General features: G+C 59.7%; 21 protein-coding genes. 10 read left to right on the top strand and 11 right to left on the bottom strand.

From position 1 onward, the window contains the following. Positions 1-57 precede the first annotated feature (57 nt). Together AC30D7_RS23480 and AC30D7_RS23475 are read right to left on the bottom strand one after the other, a co-directional pair. Entirely contained in the window at positions 58-837 is a 780-nt protein-coding gene (locus AC30D7_RS23480; RefSeq protein ID WP_490135666.1) for a transporter substrate-binding domain-containing protein, read from the bottom strand. Between the two features lie 623 nt (positions 838-1460). Then, positions 1461-1826: a DUF6124 family protein gene (locus AC30D7_RS23475; RefSeq protein WP_490135665.1), complete on the bottom strand. Its 366-nt coding sequence runs from the start codon at positions 1824-1826 to the stop codon at positions 1461-1463. Positions 1827-2462: 636 nt separating this feature from the next. Between AC30D7_RS23475 and AC30D7_RS23470 the strand changes: the two genes are divergently transcribed. The 3 genes from AC30D7_RS23470 to AC30D7_RS23460 all read left to right on the top strand — a co-directional run bounded on the left by AC30D7_RS23470 (position 2463) and on the right by AC30D7_RS23460 (position 5560). After that, entirely contained in the window at positions 2463-2795 is a 333-nt protein-coding gene (locus AC30D7_RS23470) for a hypothetical protein (protein ID WP_490135664.1), read from the top strand. Between the two features lie 503 nt (positions 2796-3298). Continuing rightward, a complete protein-coding gene (locus AC30D7_RS23465) occupies positions 3299-4405 on the top strand; it encodes an enoyl-CoA hydratase/isomerase family protein (RefSeq protein WP_026286645.1) in 1107 nt (368 codons plus the stop codon). 3 nt (positions 4406-4408) lie between these two features. Then, positions 4409-5560: an acyl-CoA dehydrogenase family protein gene (locus AC30D7_RS23460; protein WP_490135663.1), complete on the top strand. Its 1152-nt coding sequence runs from the start codon at positions 4409-4411 to the stop codon at positions 5558-5560. A gap of 123 nt (positions 5561-5683) precedes the next feature. On the opposite strand, the gene AC30D7_RS23455 is transcribed toward AC30D7_RS23460, so the two are convergent. The 6 genes from AC30D7_RS23455 to AC30D7_RS23430 all read right to left on the bottom strand — a co-directional run bounded on the left by AC30D7_RS23455 (position 5684) and on the right by AC30D7_RS23430 (position 12720). Further along, on the bottom strand, positions 5684-6457 hold the full coding sequence (locus tag AC30D7_RS23455; protein WP_490135721.1) for an enoyl-CoA hydratase: 774 nt from the start codon (positions 6455-6457) through the stop codon (positions 5684-5686). Positions 6458-6487: 30 nt separating this feature from the next. After that, positions 6488-7615, bottom strand: a complete 1128-nt coding sequence (locus AC30D7_RS23450; RefSeq protein ID WP_019649660.1) for an acyl-CoA dehydrogenase — start codon at positions 7613-7615, stop codon at positions 6488-6490. 165 nt (positions 7616-7780) lie between these two features. Further along, the gene (locus tag AC30D7_RS23445; RefSeq protein ID WP_018929130.1) at positions 7781-8974 is read right to left on the bottom strand and encodes an acetyl-CoA C-acyltransferase; all 1194 of its coding nucleotides are present in this window, start codon (positions 8972-8974) and stop codon (positions 7781-7783) included. A gap of 12 nt (positions 8975-8986) precedes the next feature. Then, positions 8987-9748 (bottom strand): SDR family NAD(P)-dependent oxidoreductase, encoded by a 762-nt coding sequence (locus AC30D7_RS23440; RefSeq protein WP_064617776.1) that lies wholly within the window; start codon positions 9746-9748, stop codon positions 8987-8989. A 16-nt stretch (positions 9749-9764) separates the two neighbouring features. Continuing rightward, positions 9765-11429: an AMP-binding protein gene (locus AC30D7_RS23435; protein ID WP_490135662.1), complete on the bottom strand. Its 1665-nt coding sequence runs from the start codon at positions 11427-11429 to the stop codon at positions 9765-9767. Positions 11430-11703: 274 nt separating this feature from the next. Further along, positions 11704-12720: an AraC family transcriptional regulator gene (locus AC30D7_RS23430; RefSeq protein ID WP_490135661.1), complete on the bottom strand. Its 1017-nt coding sequence runs from the start codon at positions 12718-12720 to the stop codon at positions 11704-11706. Positions 12721-12994: 274 nt separating this feature from the next. Between AC30D7_RS23430 and efeU the strand changes: the two genes are divergently transcribed. Genes efeU through efeO (AC30D7_RS23410) form a run of 4 tightly spaced genes read left to right on the top strand, consistent with a single transcriptional unit; the run spans position 12995 to position 17202 of the window. After that, a complete protein-coding gene (gene efeU, locus AC30D7_RS23425) occupies positions 12995-13834 on the top strand; it encodes an iron uptake transporter permease EfeU (RefSeq protein ID WP_490135660.1) in 840 nt (279 codons plus the stop codon). 8 nt (positions 13835-13842) lie between these two features. Further along, on the top strand, positions 13843-15042 hold the full coding sequence (efeO, locus tag AC30D7_RS23420) for an iron uptake system protein EfeO (protein WP_490135659.1): 1200 nt from the start codon (positions 13843-13845) through the stop codon (positions 15040-15042). Between the two features lie 18 nt (positions 15043-15060). Beyond that, on the top strand, positions 15061-16359 hold the full coding sequence (gene efeB, locus AC30D7_RS23415; protein ID WP_490135658.1) for an iron uptake transporter deferrochelatase/peroxidase subunit: 1299 nt from the start codon (positions 15061-15063) through the stop codon (positions 16357-16359). An 18-nt stretch (positions 16360-16377) separates the two neighbouring features. Next, positions 16378-17202, top strand: coding sequence for an iron uptake system protein EfeO (gene efeO, locus AC30D7_RS23410; RefSeq protein ID WP_490135657.1), 825 nt, complete (start codon positions 16378-16380; stop codon positions 17200-17202). Positions 17203-17345: 143 nt separating this feature from the next. Here the strand turns inward: efeO (AC30D7_RS23410) and pssA are convergent, their stop codons facing one another. After that, the gene (gene pssA / locus AC30D7_RS23405) at positions 17346-18689 is read right to left on the bottom strand and encodes a CDP-diacylglycerol--serine O-phosphatidyltransferase (protein ID WP_490135656.1); all 1344 of its coding nucleotides are present in this window, start codon (positions 18687-18689) and stop codon (positions 17346-17348) included. A gap of 228 nt (positions 18690-18917) precedes the next feature. Here pssA and AC30D7_RS23400 point away from each other — a divergent pair, with 228 nt between their 5' ends. The 3 genes from AC30D7_RS23400 to AC30D7_RS23390 all read left to right on the top strand — a co-directional run bounded on the left by AC30D7_RS23400 (position 18918) and on the right by AC30D7_RS23390 (position 21031). Then, positions 18918-19481, top strand: coding sequence for a TetR/AcrR family transcriptional regulator (locus AC30D7_RS23400; protein ID WP_490135720.1), 564 nt, complete (start codon positions 18918-18920; stop codon positions 19479-19481). A 56-nt stretch (positions 19482-19537) separates the two neighbouring features. Then, positions 19538-20014 carry a nuclear transport factor 2 family protein gene (locus tag AC30D7_RS23395; RefSeq protein WP_490135655.1) on the top strand — a complete coding sequence of 159 codons (477 nt, stop codon included), beginning with the start codon at positions 19538-19540 and terminating at the stop codon, positions 20012-20014. A 237-nt stretch (positions 20015-20251) separates the two neighbouring features. Further along, positions 20252-21031 (top strand): TSUP family transporter, encoded by a 780-nt coding sequence (locus tag AC30D7_RS23390; protein WP_490135654.1) that lies wholly within the window; start codon positions 20252-20254, stop codon positions 21029-21031. Here the strand turns inward: AC30D7_RS23390 and nudC are convergent. After that, on the bottom strand, positions 20999-21829 hold the full coding sequence (gene nudC / locus AC30D7_RS23385) for an NAD(+) diphosphatase (RefSeq protein ID WP_490135653.1): 831 nt from the start codon (positions 21827-21829) through the stop codon (positions 20999-21001). The two genes, AC30D7_RS23390 and nudC, sit on opposite strands and share 33 nt — an antisense overlap. Before the next feature lie 6 nt (positions 21830-21835). Then, positions 21836-22648: a crotonase/enoyl-CoA hydratase family protein gene (locus tag AC30D7_RS23380; RefSeq protein WP_477815061.1), complete on the bottom strand. Its 813-nt coding sequence runs from the start codon at positions 22646-22648 to the stop codon at positions 21836-21838. Positions 22649-22815 lie beyond the last annotated feature (167 nt).

Below are 22815 nucleotides of genomic sequence, written 5' to 3'. Positions count from 1 at the left end.
GCGCCCGCTTGCAAGCGCTGCGCCTGTTACCAGGACGCAGCGTTCGGGGCGCGAGGATCAGTTGTTGTAGAGGTCCAGATCGCCGAAATGCTTCTGCTGGATCTGCGCGTAGATGCCCTTTTCACGCAGAGCCTTGATGGCGGCGTTGAGCATGCCTTTGAGTTCTTCGTTGTCCTTGCGCACGCCAATGGCGATTTCCGATGGCACCAGCGGGTCGCTGATGCCTTCGCTGTTCTTGAAGTCCGCCCCTTGCGGCGACGTCAGGAAGCTCATCTGCGCTTGCAGCTTGTCCTGGATCGAGGCATCGAGACGCCCGTAAACCAGGTCGGCGTAGACCTGATCCTGGTTCTGATAAGCGCGCAACTTCACGCCGCCCGGCGCCAGTTTGGCCTTGGCGTAGGTTTCCTGAATCGTGCCCTGCATGTAACCGATGGTCTTGCCCTGCAGCGATTCGGCGGTGGGCAACAAACCGGAATCCTTGCGGGTGACGATGGCGGTCGGCCCGGCATACAGGCGATCAGTGAAGTCGATCTGTTTTTTACGTGCGTCGGTCACGGTCATCGACGATTCGATCGCGTCGAACTTGCCCGCCTTGAGCGCCGGAATCAACCCGTCGAAGTCATTGCTGACCCACACACACTTCACTTTCAGCTCGGCGCAAATTGCATTGCCCAGGTCCACGCCGAACCCTTGCACGCCGCCATCGGCGGTGGTGGATTCAAAAGGCGGATAACTGGGGTTGACGCCAAAGCGCAGCTCTTTCCACTCCTTGGCGCTGGCACCGGTGGAGCAGCACAGCAAAGCCAGTGCCGGTAAGGTCAGCCATTTGATGTTCATCTTCTAAGGTCCCGGATTATTTGGATTTATCGCGGATTGGCGCCTGCGCCGCACCACACTTTTTGACAGGGGCAGAGAGTCGATGCGGCATTCACCGCAGCCGTATTTGTTGTTGTTTTCAACCGGCTTGGGCCAGTCGTCGGGGTGCAGTCCATTCCAGGCGCTTGATCGCAAGTGCTTGAAATGGACCGTCAGAATGCCAATTGCCAGGACGGCACGGGTGTCGTAAGCCCCTGTCCAGACAGCTCAACTGCGCTGAACGAAGGGCTTTCACAGCCGATCCTGTCGTTGATTGCGCGATGGAGTTAAAGATCAAAGGAAAGAGCAAAAGATCGCAGCCTTTGGCAGCTCCTACGCGCCCTAGGGGGCGCTGCCGCAGGCTGCGATCTTTTGATCTTGCTCTAAGGTAAAAATGCAGACAGAACCTGCACGTATCCCCGTTGTACATCACAAATTTGCACTGTTACGATCCTGCATCGCTCGCACGCGAGCTTCTCTATAAAGAACAATAAAAGCAGGGAGTTAGTGATAGGTGCTTGTTCCCGCCGGACTGCGAAGCGGCCCCAAAAAAGAGACCGCTGCACATCCTGACATCAGTGACTACTTACCCCGGCAAACCGCACCTACTTGTTGGACCCATCTACTTTATCCAGCACCCGGTTCGCCGTGATCTCCGCCACCATGATGCTGTTCGAAATACCCAAAAGCGCGTAACGCGATTCACCCTCCAGATGATCCACCAACTGGTGGACCATCACATCGACCGAGGCCAATGTCTCGACCAGATAAACCGCCAGGGTTTCGGTCGTGGCCTCGGGGTTCACGGAAAACAAGGCACTGCGTGTTCGCGGGGCGGCTTTGATGTCGGCGCTCGATGGGAAATGGAAGTCGAGGGGGCGCTCGGCGGCCTCGTTGAGTTTTTTGGAATCGGTGGATTCGTAAGGGGAAACGTCGTCCGTTTTCGGAGGATTTGGTGTTGGTTTGAACATAGATGGAGCTCCAGGTAATACGTTAAGGAGCCATCACCCTCGCTACCAACGAAGGGTGGCGGCCATACGCAGGTTGGTAGACCGGTTACCTGGTGCAAAACCCGGCGCATCCGAAGATGCCCTACGCATGACCGCCATAAAACAGAAGACGAAAAAAATCTCTGCATTACGTTGCATTATGCGACAGGTAACCGGGCTACCAAACCCGATCGCTGTTCTTCAGCGACGGGGAAACGATAAAACCCAGGCCCAAGGCGCACAAGCCGGCGGATTCTGGCGCAGACGTAGGCAACGACGCAAGGATGTGTAGCCTGAGAGAGTGTCTGGAGATTTCCATTAAACATCGCCGTTTAATTGTCACCCGAACTGCGCTATCAAAAAACGGACAGAAAATTGATACGTCTTCGTTTCGGGTCCTTTCCGTTGTTGCTTCCTACCTTCTCCTGGATTATCGGATCTATCGCTAATTCTTCTGAAAAACTGTTATTTCTAACAGGTGCTCGTTTGCTCGTATGGCTCTATCCTCTGCTGTATAACAAAAGCAAGGGAGAGTTGGATTAGCGCCTCTTCAGGCCTGTCTTTTTCACAAGAACAACACGCACCATTTGTTTCATTTTATAAATGGAGTTATCTATCATGACAGACAAAAAAATCGTACTTATCGATGAAGCTCATATGCCATTCAACTTAGAGCGAGTCAGTTTTTGGGATCTGACAGATAGCGATGAAGATTGGCCAACACAAGAACCAAGTCAAGCAGAACAAAATACAAGTCTGCCAACCCTTTCACCGGTTGACTATATACGCAGCCAAAGAAACAGCAATCCCGACCAGCGATATCATTTCCCTCCAGGATTGACAACCGAGCAGGAAATAGCGCGCGCCGAAAATATGCTTGCCAGTATAGGAGATGGCGATGAATTCAGAAGGGAGTTTAATGACTATAAGCGCAAGCATGGATATCAATAACTAAAAGAGAGGAACCAGGTGGCAGACCTATTATTCTGTTTAGATCTGTCACCTGATTGTGAGGCAGCACAAATCCCGTATCAAAAATACAAATATAAAAGGCGCAGCCTATTCCAAGCCGCTCCAAATATTTGTCATTTATCGCAGCAAACAATCAACCCTGGTTTATCCCTCACGTTGCTCACCGCCGTATATTTACACGCTTTCTTCAGCTTTTGAGCGCCCCAGAACATCAACAACCTTTTGAGTCAACAATCCCCAAGCATCGTCAGCGGTTGTTTCTGCCGACCAAACCCTCTTGTCTGCAGACCAGGCGATGAATGCCGATGGCTCTTGCCAGAATGCCGTGGGCGAGCCTGCTCGCTCCTCATTGACAGCCATGCAAATATGCAGGAAGCACCTGCACATATCCCGGTTGTACATCACAAATTTGCACTGTTACGATCCTGCATCGCTCGCGCGCGAGCTTCTCTATAAAGAACAATAAAAGCAGGGAGTTAGTGATGACTGCTCAGGTTTCATCCCCGGGGACACCGTCCATGGATGCCACGCAAAACGAAGTGTTGGCCGAGGTTCGCAATCACATCGGTCACCTGACCCTCAACCGCCCCGCCGGCCTCAACGCCATTACCCTGGACATGGTCCGCAGCCTGCAGCAGCAGCTCGATGCCTGGGCACAGGATCCGCAGGTGCATGCGGTGGTGTTGCGCGGTGCTGGCGAGAAAGCCTTCTGCGCCGGCGGCGATATCCGCTCGCTGTACGACAGCTTCAAAAGCGGCGACACGCTGCACGAAGATTTCTTCGTCGAGGAATACGCCCTCGACCTCACGATCCATCACTACCGCAAACCGGTCCTGGCCTTGATGGACGGCTTTGTCCTGGGCGGCGGCATGGGCCTGGTGCAAGGCGCCGACTTGCGAGTGGTCACCGAGCGTAGCCGCCTGGCGATGCCGGAAGTGGCCATCGGTTATTTCCCGGACGTCGGCGGCAGTTACTTCCTGCCGCGCATTCCCGGTGAGCTGGGCATCTATCTCGGCGTCAGCGGCGTGCAGATCCGCGCCGCCGATGCGCTTTATTGCGGCCTGGCCGACTGGTATCTGGAGAGCGCCAGCCTGGGCGAGCTGGACGAGCGACTCGACCATCTGGAATGGCACGACACCCCGCTCAAGGACCTGCAAGGCGCGCTGGCGAAACTCGCCGTGCAGCAACTGCCGGTAGCGCCGCTGGCGGCGCTGCGGCCGGTCATCGACCACTTCTTCGCCCTGCCCGATGTGCCGAGTATGGTGGAACAACTGCGTGCAGTGACAGTCGCCGACAGCCATGAGTGGGCCATGGCCACCGCCGACTTGCTGGAAAGCCGTTCACCGCTGGCCATGGGCGTGACCCTGGAAATGCTGCGGCGCGGTCGGCACCTGAGCCTGGAACAGTGCTTCGCCCTCGAACTGCACCTGGATCGCCAGTGGTTCGAACGCGGCGACCTGATCGAAGGCGTGCGCGCCTTGCTGATCGACAAAGACAAGAACCCGCGCTGGAACCCGCCGACCTTGCAGGCGCTGGACGCCGAGCACGTCGCGAGTTTTTTCACCGGGTTTGACCAGAGCGGGAGCTGAGCCATGCACGATATCGAATTGAGCGAAGAACAAGTGATGATCCGCGACATGGCCCGGGATTTTGCCCGCGGCGAAATCGCGCCCCACGCACAAGCCTGGGAAAAGGCCGGCTGGATCGATGACGGTCTGGTGGCGAAGATGGGGGAACTGGGGCTGCTGGGCATGGTGGTGCCCGAGGAATGGGGCGGCACCTATGTCGACTACGTGGCCTATGCGCTGGCAGTGGAAGAGATTTCCGCCGGTGACGGCGCCACCGGCGCGCTGATGAGCATCCACAACTCTGTCGGCTGCGGACCGGTGCTCAATTACGGCACCGAAGAACAAAAACAGGAATGGCTGCCGGACCTCGCCAGCGGCCAGGCCATCGGTTGCTTCTGCCTGACCGAACCGCAAGCCGGTTCCGAAGCCCATAACCTGCGCACCCGCGCCGAACTGCGCGACGGTCAGTGGGTGATCAACGGCGCCAAGCAATTCGTCAGCAACGGCAGACGGGCGAAGCTGGCAATCGTTTTCGCGGTGACTGATCCGGAGTTGGGCAAGCGTGGCATCTCGGCATTCCTGGTGCCGACCGAAACAGCGGGGTTCATCGTCGACCGCAGTGAACACAAGATGGGCATCCGCGCTTCCGATACCTGCGCCGTCACCCTGAACAACTGCACCGTCCCTGAAGCCAATTTGCTGGGCGAACGCGGCAAAGGCCTGGCCATCGCCCTCTCCAACCTCGAAGGCGGCCGTATCGGCATCGCTGCGCAAGCCCTGGGCATCGCCCGTGCGGCGTTCGAAGCGGCGCTGGCTTACGCGCGGGATCGGGTGCAGTTCGACAAGCCGATCATCGAACACCAGAGCATCGCCAATATGCTGGCCGACATGCAGACCCGGCTGAACGCCGCACGCCTGTTGATCCTGCACGCCGCGCGCTTGCGCAGTGCCGGCAAGCCGTGCCTGTCGGAGGCTTCACAGGCCAAGCTGTTTGCTTCGGAGATCGCGGAAAAGGTCTGCTCGTCGGCGATCCAGATTCATGGCGGGTATGGGTATCTGGAGGATTACCCGGTGGAGCGTTACTACCGGGATGCGCGGATCACGCAGATTTATGAAGGGTCGAGCGAAATACAGCGGATGGTGATTGCCCGGGAGTTGAAAAACTACCTGGTGTGACCTTTAAAAGCATCGCGGGCAAGCCCGCTCCCACAGTGGTTTCCGGCGTTCACAAATTTTGTATACGCTCGAGAAACCTGTGGGAGCGGGCTTGCCCGCGATGACGTCCGCGAGGACGCCGCATTACTTGCCGACGAACTCCGCCTCACGCTTGGCAATAAACGCCGCCATCCCTTCTTTCTGATCCTGCGTGGCAAACGCTGCATGGAACACCCGGCGCTCAAAACGCACGCCTTCCGACAGGCTGACTTCAAAAGCGCGGTTGACACTTTCCTTGATCATCATCGCAATCGGCAGCGACTTCTTCGCAATCAGCGCCGCGACTTTCAGCGCTTCTTCCACCAGCTCATCCGCCGGCACGATACGCGCCACGATCCCGCAACGCTCCGCTTCCACCGCATCGATCAAGCGCCCGCTCAGGCACATTTCCATGGCCTTGGCCTTGCCCACGGCGCGGGTCAGGCGCTGGGTGCCGCCCATGCCCGGCAATACGCCGAGGTTGATTTCCGGTTGGCCGAATTTTGCATTGTCGCCGGCCAGGATGAAGTCGCACATCAATGCCAGTTCACAGCCACCGCCCAAGGCGAAACCGTTGACCGCGGCAATGATCGGCTTGCGGCGGTTGGCCACGCGATCGCTGTCACTGAACAGGTCGTCGAGGTAGATCTGCGGGTAGGTCAGCTCGGCCATTTCCTTGATGTCGGCACCGGCGGCGAAGGCTTTTTTCGAGCCGGTCAGCACGATGCAACCGATGTTCGAATCGGCTTCCAGGCCATCGAGGGCGTGGTTCAGTTCACTGACGATTTGGGCATTCAACGCGTTCAAGGCTTGCGGACGGTTGAGGGTGATCAGGCCGACACGGCCGTGGGTTTCCAGCAAAATCGTTTCGTAGTTCAGCTCTTTATTGCTCACAGACGGGACTCCTTCTCAAAGATTGCGCGAAATGACCATGCGCTGAATGTCGCTGGTGCCTTCATAGATCTGGCACACCCGCACGTCGCGGTAGATCCGCTCCAGCGGGAAGTCGTTCAGGTAACCGTAACCGCCAAGGGTTTGCAACGCCGAGGAGCAAACCTTTTCGGCCATTTCCGAGGCGAACAGCTTGGCCATCGACGCTTCGACCAGCGCCGGTTTGCCGCTGTCGCGCAATGCCGCCGCGTAATGCACCATCTGCCGGGCCACGGCGATCTGGGTGGCCATGTCGGCCAGGCGGAACGCTACCGCCTGGTGCTCGATGATCGGCTTGCCGAAGCTCTCGCGTTCGCGGGCGTAGTCGCGGGCCGCTTCGAACGCGGCGCGGGCCATGCCCACCGATTGCGAGGCGATACCGACACGCCCGCCTTCAAGGTTGGCCAGGGCGATCTTGTAGCCTTCGCCCTCCTCACCCAGTCGATTGGCCACCGGCACTTTCACATCCTCGAAGAGGATCTGGCAGGTATCGGAGGCATGTTGACCAAGCTTGTCTTCGACCCGCGCGACTTTATAGCCCGGCGAATCGGTGGGCACGATCAGCGCGGTGATCCCGCGTTTGCCGGCACTCGGGTCAGTCACCGCAAACACAATCACCACCCCGGCGTTTTGCCCGGAAGTGATGAACTGCTTGCAGCCGTTGAGCACGTAGTGATCGCCTTCCAGCCGGGCACGAGTTTTCAGGCTGCTGGCATCGGAGCCGGCTTGCGGTTCGGTCAGCGCAAACGCACCGAGCATCGCGCCGCCGGCCAGCGGCTTGAGGAAGCGTTCTTTCTGGTCGTCGTTGCCGAACTTGAGGATCGGCACGCAACCCACCGAGTTGTGCACGCTCATGATGGTCGAGCAGGCGCCGTCGCCGGCAGCGATTTCTTCCAGGGCCATGGCGTAAGCCAGGTATCCGGTGTCACAACCGCCCCACTGTTCCGGCACCAGCATGCCGAAGAAGCCCAGGTCAGCCATCTCGCTGATGGCTTCCTTGGGGAAGCGATGTTCGCGGTCCCATTCGGCGGCGAACGGTTTCAGCCGTTCCTGGGCAAACTGCCGGGCCGCGTCGCTGATCTGAAGTTGTTCGTCGTTGGGGATCATGCCAATTCCTTAAAATTTTGCCTTCGTACAAAATGCCTGTCAGTTGAAACACTGGACCTGTGGGAGCGGGCTTGCCCGCGATGGCGGTTTTCCAGACACCAACGATGTCGTCTGACAGATCGCTATCGCAGGCAAGCCCGCTCCCACAGGGATTGGCGTCAGCCCTTAATACAGGCATTCCACAGCCATGGCCGTTGCTTCGCCGCCGCCGATGCAGATCGCCGCTACGCCACGTTTCAGGCCTTTCTGGCGCAGGGCCGAGAGCAAGGTCACGAGGATCCGCGCGCCGGATGCACCAATCGGGTGGCCCAAGGCACAGGCACCGCCGTGGACGTTGATCTTCTCGTGGGAGATTTCCAGCTTGGTCATGGTCACCAGGCTCACCACGGCGAAGGCTTCGTTGACTTCGAACAACTCGACTTCATCCAGCGACCAGCCGGTTTTCTTCATCAATTTCTTGATCGCGCCCACCGGTGCCACCGGGAACAGCCCCGGGGTGTCGGCGAACGCCGCGTGGCCATGAATCACTGCCAGTGGTTTCAAGCCTTGTTTCTCGGCTTCGGAACGGCGCATCAGCACCAATGCCGCCGCGCCGTCGGAAATCGAACTGGAGTTGGCCGCCGTCACCGTGCCGCCCTCGCGGAACGCCGGTTTCAGCGAAGCGATCTTGTCCAGTTTGGCTTTCGGCGGTTGTTCGTCGTGGCTGATCAGCACTTGCTGTTTGCCGACCGTCACGGTGAGCGGCACGATCTCGGCGTTAAAACTACCTTCCTCGATCGCCTGTTGGGCGCGGGTGGTCGACGCGATGGCAAACGCGTCCTGATCTTCACGGCTGAAGCCATTGGTCTCGGCGCAATCCTCGGCAAAGGTGCCCATCAGGCGGCCCTTGTCGTAGGCGTCTTCGAGACCATCGAGGAACATGTGATCGAGCACCTGGCCATGGCCCATGCGGTAACCGCTGCGGGCGCGGTCCAGCAGGTACGGCGCGTTGGACATGCTTTCCATGCCGCCAGCGACCACCACGTCGGCGCTGCCGGCGATCAGCATGTCGTGGGCCAGGATCGTCGCTTCCATGCCCGAGCCGCACATTTTGTTCAGCGTCGTGCAGCGGGTCGATTTATCCAGCCCGGCGCCCAGTGCCGCTTGCCGCGCCGGGGCCTGGCCGAGGCCGGCGGAGAGCACGCAGCCGAACAGCACTTCTTCGACGGATTCAGGGGCGATACCGGCGCGTTCGACCGCGGCACGAATCGCAGCAGCGCCCAGTTGCGGCGCGGTCAGGCTTTTCAGTTCGCCCTGGAAACCGCCCATTGGGGTGCGGACGGCGCTGACAATAACAATCGGATCGTTGGACAATGTCATGACAAATACTCCTTATTTGGCGGCCATGCGCAAGGCACCGTCGAGACGGATCACCTCGCCGTTGAGCATGCTGTTTTCTATGATATGCCTGGCCAGCGCGGCGTACTCGCTCGGCTTGCCCAGGCGTGGCGGAAACGGCACGCCAGCGGCCAGCGAATCACGTACTTCCGGGGTCATGCCGGCCATCATCGGCGTTTCGAAAATGCCCGGTGCGATGGTCATCACGCGGATGCCGAAGCGCGCCAGCTCACGGGCGGCAGGCAAGGTCAGGCTGGCGATCGCGCCTTTGGACGCCGAATACGCGGCCTGGCCAATCTGACCATCGAAGGCCGCCACCGATGCGGTGTTGATGATCACCCCGCGCTCGCCGTCTGCATCCGCTTCAGTCTCGGCAATCGCCGCAGCAGCCAGGCGCAGCATATTGAAACTGCCGATCAGGTTGACGTTGATCACCTGGCTGAAACTGGCCAAGGCATGAGGGCCGGTCTTGCCGAGGATCTTCTCGCCACGCACGATGCCGGCGCAATTGACCAGGCCATTAAGGCCGCCAAACGCTTTGACCGTCGCCTGCACCGCCGCTTCGGCCGCCGCTTCATTGCTGATGTCGGCTACCACGCTTTGCGCGCCGAGACGTACAGCCTGCGCCGCAACAGCTTCGGCATTCATGTCCACCAACATCACCTTGGCGCCGGCCGCCACCAGCATTTCAGCAGTGGCGGCACCGAGGCCGGAAGCACCGCCGGTGACGAGAAAAACCTTGTTTTCGATCTGCATCATTGTTTCCTTGGATTCAAGCTGAAACGTTCTTCGCGGCGGCCTCTTGAGCCTTGGCGATTTCCTGGTTGCGCAAGATAAAGCGCTGCAATTTGCCGCTTGGGGTTTTCGGCAATTCGCTGACAAATTCGATTTCACGGGGGTACGAGTGCGCCGCCAGACGCTTGCGCACGTGTTGCCGCAGTTCTTCGGCCAGCGCAGGCTCGGCGCGGTATTGCGGGCTGAGCACGACGAAGGCTTTCACCAGTTCGGTGCGCTCCGGGTCGGGCTTGCCGATCACCGCCGCCTCGACCACCGCCGGGTGTTCGATCAGCGCGCTTTCCACGTCGAACGGGCCGACGCGGTAACCCGAGGTGGTAATCACGTCGTCGCTGCGGCCGACGAAGCTGATGCTGCCGTCCGGGTTCCACTCGACGGTGTCGCCGCTCAGGTAATAATTGCCGACGAACGCTTTGGTCGGTACGCCTTCGTAACCACCGAACCAGCACATCGGCGACTGGGTGCGGTCGATGGCCAGGATTCCTGGCTGGCCGACGCCGAGTTCTTTGTATTCCTCATCCAGCACCACGATACGGTGGCCCGGCGAGGCAAAACCGGCGGCGCCCATGTGGATCGGATGTTCCAGGCCATGGTGATTGCACAGCACCATGCCCAGTTCGGTCTGGCCGTAATGGTCGTGAATCACCACGTCGAGGTTGTCGGCGAACCAGCGGATCACTTCCGGGTTCAACGGCTCGCCGGCGCTGCTGACGATGCGCAGCTTGCCCTTGATCGAACGGGCGAATTCATCGCCACCGGCAATCAGCAAACGGTAGGCGGTCGGTGACCCAGTGAGGTTGGTGATCCCGTATTTGTTGATCACCCGGCAGGTGCTTTCGAGGGTGAACGGGCCATCGTAAAAGGTGATCGGATGCCCCATCGCCATCGGTCCGGTGACGCCGAAATAGATGCCGTAGGCCCAACCCGGATCGGCAACGTTCCAGAAGGCGTCTTCGGGGCGCAGGTCCACCGCGTCACGGGTGTAGCTCTGGAAGGCGACGATGGCTTTGAGCGGCACCGACAGCGCTTTCGACGGGCCGGTGGTGCCCGAGGTGAACATCAGCAGGAACGGGTCTTCGCCGGTCAACAATACCGGTTCGCACTCGGGGGAATAGTTGGCCAGTTCCGCCCAGAAACTGAAATCGCCGCGTACGATGCCCTGGCCCTTGGCGCCACCGACGGTGACGATGGTCGGGCAGTCGGCCACTTCAGCCAGTTTCGGGCGATTGACCGCATCGGTGACCACCACTTTGGCGCCGGAGCTGTTCAGACGGTGTTCGATGGCTTTGGGGCCGAAGGCAGTGAACAGCGGCTGATAGACCGCACCGATGCGCCAGGCGGCAAACACGGTGATCAGCAATTCGAAGTTGCGGGGCAGCAGGCCTGCGACCTTGTCGCCCTTCTTCACGCCCTGGGCCACCAGAAAGTTGGCGAAACGCGCGGCCTTGTCCTGCAAGTCGCTGAAAGTATAGGTCGCGCTGCTACCGTCGCGGCCTTCCCAGAACAGCGCAATGCGCCCCGGCAAGGCATGCCGGTCGCAACACTCGACGCAGGCGTTGAGCGCTGTCAACGACCCTGTGAGCGCGGCATCGACGGTGTGCTGATAATTGAACTTTGACGTAGCAGACAAGTAATCGCGCATTGCCAGAATCCCTCTGTATTTTTATTAGGTTGGGGGAACCGTAATCAACAGGGAAATACTCGCTCTGCGCGGGGAGCGGGACAATGGTCAAAGCTATCAAGTTGCGTGACTGGTTTGGCCAAGGTTCAAGGGATGCGTCGCCTGGGCGGACGCCATCGCGGGCAAGCCCGCTCCCACAGGTTTTGCGGTGTGTACGACATTTATGGTCACCGCATATCACTGTGGGAGCGGGCTTGCCCGCGATGGCGCCAGATCAGGCACCACACAATCCAGATCAGTCGGCCTCGTTAAGAATCAAACTCCGATAATGCCCAGGATTGGACCCCGACCACTTGCGAAACGCCTTGTAGAACGAGCTGGCATCGGCAAACCCCAAACGGGTGGCGATTTCAGCGAAGCTGATGGCCGGCTCGGCCAGCCAGACGATGGCCAGTTCCTTGCGCACGCTGTCCTTGAGCCCTTGATACGTCTGCCCTTCTTCGGCCAGGCGGCGGCGCAAGGTTGAGGCCGACATGCACAGTTGCTGCGCCAGCGCTTCGGTTTCCGGCCAGCGCTCGGCGGGCAGTTGCCGCAGATCGTGCTTGATCCGGCTGGCCAGGCTCTCAGGGTCGCGGTACTTGACCAGAATGTTCGCCGGCGCATGGGCCAGAAAGCGCTTGAGCTCTTCAGCGCTGCGCTTGATCGGCAAATCCAGGCAATCGGCGGAGAAAATCATCCGCGTGCGTGGCCGATCGAATCGCAAGTTCTCGGAAAACATCACCCGATAGTCATCGCAAAAATCCGGCTCCGGGCAGCGCAATTCAATGGCCAGGATCGGAATCCGCCGGCCCGCCAGCCAGCAGGCGACGCCGTGCACGATCATCCAATAAGTGAAATAGGTGAAGGCGCGGCGCGGTTCTTCGTCGTCCTCCAGCAGGACGATTTCCGCCAGGCTTTGCTGACGAACCAGCTGCGCAGGCATGCGCTCGAGCATCAACGACAGAAAACTCAGCCCCGCAGTCAGCCCGGCGGCCAGGCTCGGCTGAACCATGGAGCAGCGACAGAGAAACGCCAGGCTGCCGGACTTGAGCTTGCGCGGGTCCATGCCAAAAAACTCATCGTCCCCGCGCCGGGCCAGCAAACGCCACAGGCGCGCATAGGCGGTGGCCGGGACACGGGCGTCGGTGCTGTCCAGCAGCGCCGGATCGATGTCGACCTTGTTCAACACCTCTACGGTGGCGGCGCCCGGGGCGCAACTTTGCAGCAGCGCTTCACGCACCAGTTGAATGGAGATGGTGTCTTTTTCCGACATTGACCGGGGTGAGCCTTGTTCGTGTTTGAGTGGTGGGCATATTAGCGCACACCAAACCGATTCCGTAGGAGCGAGGCTTGCCCACGAAGAACGATGACGCGGTTTCACCGACAGACCGAGTTGCCTGATTCGCGGGCAAGCCTCGCTCCTACGGGATGGTGGGATCTTCAGGGTTGTTCAGCTTAGGTTCAGGCAATTAGCAATAACTACCATATGGGAATGAGTTTCATCATGTTACAAATTAGCACCCTATCTAATGACTCCCCGGTGCTGAATGCTCGTTCCTTTTCTGATCATGCTGCGCGAAGGCATCGAAGCCGCGTTGATCGTTGGCATTATCGCCAGTTACCTCAAGCAGACCGGTCGTGGCCAATGGATGCCGGCAGTGTGGGTCGGCGTATTCCTCGCCGCCGCGCTGGCCCTGCTGGTCGGCGGTGGCCTGGAACTGGTCAGTGCTGAATTCCCGCAAAAGCAGCAAGAGCTGTTTGAAGGTGTGGTCGGTTTACTGGCCGTCGGCATTCTCAGCTCCATGGTGTTCTGGATGCGCAAGGTGGCGCGTTCGATCAAGCATTCGCTGCACGTTTCCCTCGATCAAGCGCTGACCGGCTCCAGGCATCAAGTGACCGCGCTGATCGCCATGGTGTTTTTCGCCGTCGCCCGGGAAGGCCTGGAAACGGTGTTCTTCCTGCTCGCCGTGTTCCAGCAAAGCGAAGGCCCGGCCGCACCGCTCGGCGCCCTGCTCGGCCTGGCCCTGGCGATCATCGTCGGCTTCCTGATCTACACCGGCAGCCTGCGCCTGAATCTCTCGGCGTTCTTGCGCTGGACCGGTTTGTTCATCCTGGTGGTGGCCGCCGGGATTCTCGCCAACTCAGTGCAAGCCCTGCATGAAGCCGGCGTGTGGAATCACTTGCAAACCGTGCTCTTCGACTTCAGCGCCACGCTGCCGATGGACGGCCCGCTGGGCTCAGTGCTGGCCGGGATGTTCGGTTACCAGGACGCGCCGACGGTGAGCACACTCGGGGCATATCTGACTTATCTGTTGGTGGCGCTGGTGATGTTTTTTCTCCCGGCGGCCGCCCCCGCGCAAACACCCTCTTCCGTTTCCAGCCAGTAAGGGCCTTCATGTCAACGCCAGTTCCTCCAGTGGCTTCCCCTCCGCGTGCCTTGCGCTGGGCGGTAGCCGGTTCGGTGATCGTGATGATCGCCGCCGGCGGCCTGTTCTACTACGCCTCGAAAATGGCCGCCGCCAAGCGCCAGAGCAACCACGACCAAGTGCTGGTCACCATTCACCCGCACAGCTGCGAACCGAATGCGCTGACGGTTCCGGCCGGTCGCACCAGTTTCCGTATCGTCAACCGCTCGGACCGTGCCGTCGAATGGGAAATTCTTGACGGCGTGCTGGTGGTCGAAGAGCGCGAGAACATCGCCCCTGGCCTGAGCCAGGTGATCAACGCCAACCTGTTGCCCGGCGACTACGCCATCACCTGCGGCTTGCTGAGCAACCCGCGCGGCACCTTGCATGTCACCCCGACCGCCGCTTCCGATGCCGCAGCCAAGGCGCGTCCATCGATGGTGGCGTTCATTGGCCCACTGTCGGAATTTCGCGTGTACCTGAGCAGCCAGAGCACTGCACTGATCAAAGCCGTCGCCGCCCTTGAGCAAGCGATCGAGGCCGGCGACCTGAGCCAGGCGCAAGCCTTGTATGTGCCGGCTCGCGCAGCCTATCAACGCTTGGCTCCAGCAGCCCAGCGCCTGGCAGAGCTGGACAACGCGATCAACGCCCGCGCCGATTACTTCGATAAGCGCGAGCAGGATCCGGGCTTCGTCGGCTTCCACCGCCTCGAATACGCGCTGTTCCAACAACGCAACCTCGATGACCTGACACCCGTTGCCCAGCGCCTGAGCATCGATGTCGCCAACCTCAAACAGCAACTGCTGGCCCAGTCGCTGCCACCGGAGCAACTGGTGAGCATGCTGGTGCGCAACCTCAACAGCCTCTCCGAGGTACGCGCCAGCAGCGGCGAAGAGGAACGCTACAGCCACACCGACGTGAACGGTTTCGCCGCCAACCTCGACGCGACCCGCAAAGTCGTCGACCTGTTGCGGCCATTGCTGAGCAAATCTGCCGCTGAACTACTGGCGAAAATCGACAGCGCGGTCACGGCCTTCGACGCCGAACTCAACGGTTTCAAGGTCAAGGATGGCTACGCCAGCTACGACACTGTCAGCGCCGAACAGCGCAAACGTATCGCCGACAAGGCCAAGGTTCTGGCCGATGCACTCGATGGAATCGATCCCGCCCTTGGCCTTTCCGGCCTGTAAGCAGAAGACCTCAGACAGATGAACGACTCAGAACAGTTTTCAGCACAACGCCGTCGTGTATTGATGGGTATGGGAGCCGCCGGTGTGGCGATAGCCGGTTCGGCCCTGAGTTGCCCGGTCATGGCCGCGACCCCGGCGCAAGTCACCGAAGCACCGAGCAGCGACAAGACCGAGGACCGCCACGCCTTCCACGGCCAGCACCAGACCGGCATCGTCACCCCGCGCCCAACATCCGGCATGCTGGTGTCGTTCGACATACTGGCCAACGACCGCGCGGACCTGGAGCGGCTGTTTCGCACGCTCAACGAGCGTATCGCGTTCCTGATGCAAGGCGGTCCGGTGGCCCAGGTCGACCCCAAACTGCCGCCGCTGGATTCGGGGATTCTTGGCCCGGTGGTCACACCGGACAACCTGACCATCACCGTATCGGTGGGCGAGTCGCTGTTCGACGAGCGCTTCGGTCTGGCCGGCGCCAAGCCCAAGCGGCTGGTCCGCATGGTCGGTTTCCCCAACGACGCACTGGAGGCCGACTGCTGCCACGGCGACCTTAGCCTGCAGTTCTGCTCCAACACCGCCGACACCAACATCCACGCCCTGCGCGACATCGTGAAAAACCTGCCGGACCTGTTGCTGGTGCGCTGGAAACAGGAAGGCAGCGTGCCGCCGCAAGCCCCGGCGAAACCCGGTGTGCCGGCGCAAAGCGCACGCAACTTCCTGGGTTTTCGCGACGGCTCGGCCAACCCTGATTCCAACGACGACAAGGCCATGGACCGTATTGTCTGGGTCCAGCCCGGCAGCGACGAACCGGCCTGGGCGGTCAACGGCAGCTATCAGGCGGTGCGGATCATCCGCAACTTCGTCGAACGCTGGGACCGCACGCCGCTGCAAGAACAGCAAAGCATTATCGGCAGGGTCAAGAGCACCGGTGCACCGATGGATGGTGCGCATGAAACCCAAGTCCCGGATTACGCCAAAGACCCGGAAGGCAAGCTGACCAAACTCGACGCCCACATCCGCCTGGCCAACCCGCGCACCGCCGCAACCCAGGCCAACCTGATCCTGCGCCGACCGTTCAACTACTCCAACGGCGTGAACAAAAACGGTCAGCTGGACATGGGTTTGCTGTTCATCTGTTACCAGGCGGATTTGCAAAAAGGCTTCATCACCGTGCAGACCCGACTCAATGGCGAGCCGTTGGAGGAATACCTGAAACCGGTTGGCGGCGGGTACTTCTTCACCCTGCCGGGTGTGACCGGCGACAAGGACTTCATCGGTCGCTCGCTTTTGAATGCCACACAACCCAAAGCCACTGCATAACCCCTACGGAACCGTCCCATGAAAAAGTCGCCCCTCGCGTTACTGCTGACCCTTGGTTTGCTCAACATTCCGTTTTCGGCTTTCGCGGCGACGGCGCCGCTGGAGTTGGTGGGGCCGATCTCTGATTACAAGATCTACGTCACCGAACAACTGGACGAACTGGCCAACCACACTCAGCAGTTCACCGACGCAGTGAAAAAAGGCGACTTGGTCACCGCGAAAAAGCTCTACGCACCGACCCGCGTCTATTACGAGTCGATCGAACCGATTGCCGAGCTGTTCAGTGACCTTGATGCGTCCATCGACTCGCGGGTCGACGACCACGAAAAAGGCGTGAAGGCCGAAGACTTCACCGGTTTCCATCGCATCGAATACTCATTGTTTTCAGAGAACAGCACCCAGGGCCTGGACGAGCTGGCTGACGGTTTGAACAAAGACGTGAAAGACCTGAAAACCCGCGTCGCCGGCCTGACCTTCCCACCGGAAAAAGTCGTCGGCGGCGCCGCTGCGCTGCTTGAAGAAGTGGCCGCCACCAAGATCTCCGGCGAGGAAGATCGCTACAGCCACACCGACCTGTATGATTTCCAGGGCAACATCGACGGCGCGAAGAAAATCGTCGACCTGTTCCGTCCGCAAATCGAGAAGCAAGACGCGGCATTCATGGCCAAAGTCGACAAGAACTTTGCCGCGGTGAATAAGACATTGGCCAAGTACAAAACCGCCAGTGGGGGTTTTGAGACATATGACAAGGTGAAGGACAGCGACCGTAAAGCGCTGGTCGGGCCGGTGAATACACTGGCTGAGGATTTGTCGATGTTGCGGGGGAAATTGGGGTTGAACTGAGATTTATAGCGTTTGAGCGGGCCTCTTCGCGGGCAAGCCTCGCTCCTACAGGGTTTGGTGTCGATCATAATTCCACTGTAGGAGCGAGGCTTGCCCGCGAAGGCGTCCTCACTGACACCCCACCCGCCCCGCCGTGTTAACCCTTACAAAATCCGATACAACAACCGCTCGATCCGCACCCGACTCACACGCTTGAGAAACTTGGCCACTCCCGCCGGGTAATCCGGCAGCGTTTCCAGATCCAGGTAGCGCTCGATGCGGCGGGTATGCCGGAAAATCTCCGCCAGCTCCTTGCTACGCGGTTCCAGCAACTCGCCTTTCGGATCATCAATCAGCAACGCGTTTTCCAGGTCGAGACGGAACGCCCGCGGATTGAGGTTGTTGCCGGTCAGCAAGGTATAGCGCTGATCGATCCACATGCCCTTGAGGTGATAGGTGTTGTCGCCATCCTTCCACAGATGCAGGTTCAGCTTGCCGCTGTCGATGCTGCGCTGATGACGCTTGGCGAAACGTCGCAGGCTGATTTCGTAAAGGTACGGCAGCGCCGCGATCACCTTGAACGGCTCGCTGGGCGGGATGTAGAAATCGTTGGCGGTCTTGTCGCCGACGATGATGTCGATCTTCACGCCGCGAGCCAGGGCCCGATTGATTTCCCGGGTCACCGCCAGCGGCAGGTTGAAGTACGGCGTGCAGATGGTCAGTTGATGCTGCGCACTGGCAATCAGCTCGCAGATCACCCGACTCAACGGGTTGTTCTTGCCCACACCGAGCAACGGACTGACCGATAAACCGCCCTTTGCCGTGCTGCCCGCCGTGGTGTCGTACGCTGCGTGCTTGAGACGGCTGCGCAGGTCGCCGATGTCGTGGCGCAGACTGCGGGTGGTCGGCAGGTTCGGCAGGTCTAGGCGATGCACCGCTTTGGAGGTCATCAGGCCGTGCTGAATCAAGTGATGCATCGAATCGGCCAGCACCGGGTTCTGCAACAGGTGATAACGGTCGAAGCGGTACTTGTCGAATTTGTGCAGGTAAACGTTGTTCAGGCTCGCGCCGCTGTAGATCACGCAATCGTCGATCACGAAGCCTTTCAAATGCAGTACGCCGAACAGTTCGCGGGTCTGCACCGGCACGCCGTACACCGGCACTTCGCTTTCGTGGGTGCGGGTGGTTTCCTGATACCAGGCCGAGTTGCCCGGTTGCTTGCCGGCACCGATCAAGCCGCGCTGGGCGCGCAGCCAGTCCACGACCACCACCACGTCCAGTTCCGGACGTGCCAGTTTGGCCGCGTGCAGCGCATCGAGGATTTCCTGGCCGGCCTCATCCTGTTGCAGGTACAGCGCAACGATGTAGATGCGCCGGGTCGCCTGAGCGATTTTTTCCAGCAGGCAACGACGGAACTCGGCAGCGCCAGAGAGGATGGTGACGGCATCGGCGGTCAGCGGAAAACTGCGCAATTTAGGCAGCAGAGAACGTTTGAAAAGCAACGGCATAGGGCTCGCAAAGGGTCGAATCCGAAGAGCCTGAGAGCTTACACCATGGATGGGTTTGGGTCTTGTTACTGTCTGTAAAGACCTCTTCGCGGGCAAGCCTCGCTCCTACGTTTTTTCGTCGTTTGGAACACAAATCCTGTAGGAGCAAGGCTTGCCCGCGAAGGCAATTTCATAGGTGCTACAAATAACTACTTGACCATGAAGAACGATCATTCTACTGTTAGCCACATGAACGAAATCATTAGCAACGACACACGCGACATCATTCTGGACGTCACCGAAAAGTTGATCTACAAAAGTGGCATCGCCGCCACCGGCATGGATCTCCTGGTGAAAACCGCCGGCGTCTCCAGGAAAAGTATTTACCGCTACTTCGCCAATAAGGAGGAGCTTGTCGTCGCGGCCCTGCAACGCCGCGATGTGCGCTGGATGAACTGGTATCGGAGCGAAGTCGGCAAGGCCCAAACCCCGGCCGGGCGGCTGCTCGACCTGTTTACCGTGCTCAAGGCCTGGTTCGCCTCCGAAGGCTTCCGCGGCTGCGCATTCATCAATACCAGCGGCGAAACCGGCGACCCGCAAGACCCGGTCCGCCTGGTCGCCAAAGACCACAAACAGAAGCTGCTCGACTACGTGCGCGAGCTCTGTACCGAATATGGCGCAACAGACCCGGAGACGCTGGCCAGACAGCTGCTGATCCTGATCGATGGCGCCATTACCGTAGCGCTTGTGATGGGTGATCACAGTGCCGCCGATAATGCGCAATGCATGGCGCGAAAGTTATTGGACCTGTAACACTTTAAATAAGCCCGACAACTTGCTTGAACGTTAATTTGATAGGGAGACTTAATATGTCTACTGCCGAAGTTCGTCCGCCATTGCCGCCGTTTACCCGTGAATCGGCGATCGAAAAAGTTCGCCTGGCCGAAGACGGCTGGAATTCCCGTGACCCGGAACGGGTGTCCCTGGCCTACACCCTGGACACTCAGTGGCGTAACCGCGCCGAGTTTGCCCACAACCGCGAAGAAGCCAAAGCTTTCCTGACCCGCAAATGGGCCAAGGAACTGGACTACCGGCTGATCAAGGAACTCTGGGCCCATGGCGACAACCGCATCGCCGTGCGTTACGCCTACGAATGGCACGACGATTCGGGCAACTGGTTCCGTTCCTACGGCAACGAGAACTGGGAGTTCGACGAGAACGGCCTGATGTTCAACCGTTACGCCTGCATCAACGACATGCCGATCAAGGAAAGCGAACGCAAGTTCCGTTGGCCACTGGGCCGCCGGCCGGATGATCACCCGGGGCTCTCCGATCTGGGTCTGTAACTTCACGGCTCAAATGTGTGTGCGGGCTTGCTCGCGAAAGCGGTGTGTCAGTCGACATCATTGTTGAATGTCAGTCCGTCTTCGCGAGCAAGCCCGCTCCCACAATGGTTTTAGGGTGTTCAGGCGATCCGACTTGCTCGCGAAAGCATCCAGACAGGTCGCCGCAAAAGTTGGATATGAGTAAGATACCGGCCTTTCGTGCAGCCCCTTCTGCACCCAGCCGAATAAGCCCCTTTCATGCCTTTCGAACTCAGCGTTGACCTCACTACCCTGGCCGTTCTGGCTCTCGTCGCTTTCATTGCCGGTTTCATCGACGCCATTGCCGGCGGCGGTGGCCTGTTGACCACCCCGGCGCTGTTGACCGCCGGCCTGCCGCCGCATCTGGTGCTGGGCACCAACAAACTCAGTTCCACCTTCGGCTCGGCCACTGCCAGTTTCACCTTCTACCGGCGCAAGCTGTTCCATCCACGGCAATGGACGCACGCCATCGTTGGCACGTTGGTTGGTGCGCTCAGCGGCGCCATCGTCGCTCATTACTTGCCGGCGGAATGGCTGAACAAGATGTTGCCGGTGATCGTTTTCGCCTGCGGTCTGTATCTGTTGTTCGGCGGCACACCCAAAGCGCCGCTGGACAGCGATGCACCGATCAAGAAAAAGTGGCAATCGAGCCAGGGCTTCAGCCTCGGCTTCTATGACGGCGTGGCGGGCCCGGGAACGGGGGCGTTCTGGACCGTCAGCAGTCTGCTGCTCTACCCCATCGACCTGGTCAAGGCCAGCGGCGTGGCACGCAGCATGAACTTCGTCAGCAACATTGCGGCGCTGTCGGTGTTCATCTTTTCCGGGCAAGTGGACTGGATCATCGGCCTGAGCATGGGCCTGTCGGTGATGGTCGGCGCCTTCTTCGGCGCGCGCACCGCCATCAGCGGCGGTGCGAAATTCATTCGTCCGGTGTTCATTACGGTGGTGCTCGGCCTGACCGTGCGCCTAGCCTGGCAGCACTGGTTCAGCGTGGCCTAAGCGCCGCGCCACGTAGACGTCGATCAGGTAGCGGGCAATCGAGCGTGACGCCGGCAACGGCGGCAGCTCGTGCACGTTGAACCACTGGGCGTCTTCGATCTCGTCTTCCTGACAGACAATCTCGCCACCGGCGTACTCGGCATGAAAACCGAGCATCATCGAATGCGGGAACGGCCAGCACTGACTGCCCATGTACTGGATGTTCTTGACCTCGATCTGCACCTCTTCGCGAACCTCGCGAATCAGGCAATCTTCGGCCGACTCACCCGGCTCGGCAAACCCCGCCAACGTGCTGTAGACCCCAGGGACAAAACGCGGCGAACGAGCCAGCAGAACCTCATCGCCACGGGTCACCAGCACAATCATGCTCGGTGAAATGCGCGGATAGTGGCGTAAATCACATGGCTCGCAATACATCGCCCGCTCACGCGGTATCTGGATCATCGCCTGTCCGCAGTTGCCGCAAAAACGGTGCTCACGGGCCCAGGTACCGATTTGCGCGGCATAGCCCAGAACCTTATAGACGGTGTGATCGCCCTCGAGCATGAACGCCCGCAGGCCTTTCCAGTTACAGCCCGGCACGTCGCTGTGACTGCGCAGCTCCAGCAGGTACACCGGTTCTCCATCCAGGTGACCGATGCCGTGCTCGGCGAGAATCGACAAGTCCTGACGCTTGAGCCATTCCCGTGGAAACAGCGCGCCATTGTCATCGAACAAAAAGCCTTCGGGGCTGCGCGCCACGGCCCAGCCGCCGGGTTGATCGGTGTCCAGTACTGCGGTGGTCCAGCGTGAAATCATGGTTAATCAATCCAGAAATTCGGGTTTCTGTTTGCTCATATGAGCGGCCATGGCCACGCGCAGATCGGTGGATTGCAGCATGGCGGCGTTCCAGGTGGCGACGTATTCGAGGCCGTCGTCGATGCGATGGTCGCGCATGTAGCTGATCATCTCTTTGGTGCCGGTGATAGCGATCGGCGACTTGCCGGCGATTTCGCGGGCAATCCCCATCACGCCTTCAAGCAGGCTGGCGGTGTCGCTGTAGACGCGATTGACCAGGCCAATGTTACGCGCTTCTTCGGCGCCAAAGGTGCGACCAGTGTAAGCCAGTTCACGCAGCATGCCGTCACCGATGATCCGCGGCAAGCGTTGCAAAGTGCCAACATCGGCCGCCATGCCGATATCGATTTCCTTGATGGAAAATTGCGCGTCCTCGGCCGCGTAACGCATGTCGCAGGCCGAAATCAGGTCGATGGCGCCGCCCAGACAATAACCCTGCACCGCCGCCAGCACCGGTTTGCGGCAGTTGTCGACGGCATTGAACGAGGCTTGCAGCGCGAGAATCTTGCGCCGCAGCAGGCGTGCATTACGGCCGACGTCCTTGCCCAATTCATTGGCCACACCGGCGAGCATCATCAAGTCGATGCCGGAAGAAAAATGCTTGCCGGCACCACTGAGCACCACCACCCGCACTTCATCGGTGTCGTCGATCCACTGGAAAATCTCGATGATCTCGCTCCAGAACGCGGCGTTCATCGAATTGATCTTTTCCGGGCGGTTGATCTGCACATGAGCGATGTTATCGGCCAGTTCGACGCTGAAGGCGGTGTATTGAGACATGGCAGTGATCCTTTACCGGGCAGAAAATGAGGCCCGAACTATAACAAGGCATCTGTGTCGGCAGTAAGGCAGCGGTTCGGCCAAATGCGGGACTGGCTTCTGGATTTTCAGCGTCTGGACGGGCCTCTTCGCGGGCAAGCCTCGCTCCTACAACGATACGAGTGCCC

This window comes from Pseudomonas sp. DF5 (assembly GCF_058148225.1).
This window is presented reverse-complemented; position numbering and strand designations above follow the sequence as displayed.